Raw genomic sequence first — 736 nt, forward strand, 5'->3', positions numbered from 1 at the left:
AGCTTTGGTTACGGCAACCACCACGGCTAATCCCACCAACGCGACGATCGCCAGCGTGATGATGATGATCGGCTCGTGATATGGAATTGAATCCAGAGTTAATCTTCCAAACATGTGATTATCCTTGGTTTTCAGGCAAACAGTTCATGGAACCCGGATGTTGGGTCACGACGTTGCTGAACAGAAACGGAGGAACACTTGAGAACAGAGTGACAGGCGCAGCAACGCTTGGCTCAGCCAGCGAGCTGTATTGCTCCCAATCTTCGATTCGATCAGGGCTCGCTTTCACTTTTTGCACCCAGTTGAGGAACGCAGCGCGGTCCGGCATTGCGGATGCGGTGAACTTCATCTGCGAGAAACCTTCGCCGCTGTAGTTCGACGCAAAGCCCTTGTAGTCCCCTTCGTGGTTAGCGATCAGATTCAACTTAGTCACCATGCCTGGCATCGCGTAAATCTGAGTACCCAAACGCGGGATAAAAAACGCGTTCATGATGTTGTCTGACGTCAGCTTAAAGGTCACAGGCACATCTTTCGGAAACGCCACGTAGTTTACGGTCGCGATGTTTTCTTCCGGATAGATAAACAGCCATTTCCAATCAAGCGAAACCACTTCAATCGTCATCGGTTTGACATCACTCACCAGAGGTTTGGATGGCTCTAGTTCGTGGGTAGAACGCCAAGTGATGGTGGCAAGAATGGCGATAATGATGATGGGAATTGTCCATACCACCACTTC

Annotated in this window: 1 protein-coding gene; it reads right to left on the reverse strand. The window is 50.1% G+C overall.

The window, feature by feature from the left end:
* Window positions 1–118 precede the first annotated feature (118 nt).
* Window positions 119–736 (reverse strand): COX aromatic rich motif-containing protein (locus R7O13_RS26685; RefSeq protein ID WP_318305186.1); only part of this gene is annotated, 618 nt, incomplete at its 5' end.

Source organism: Vibrio sp. Y176, assembly GCF_033438945.1.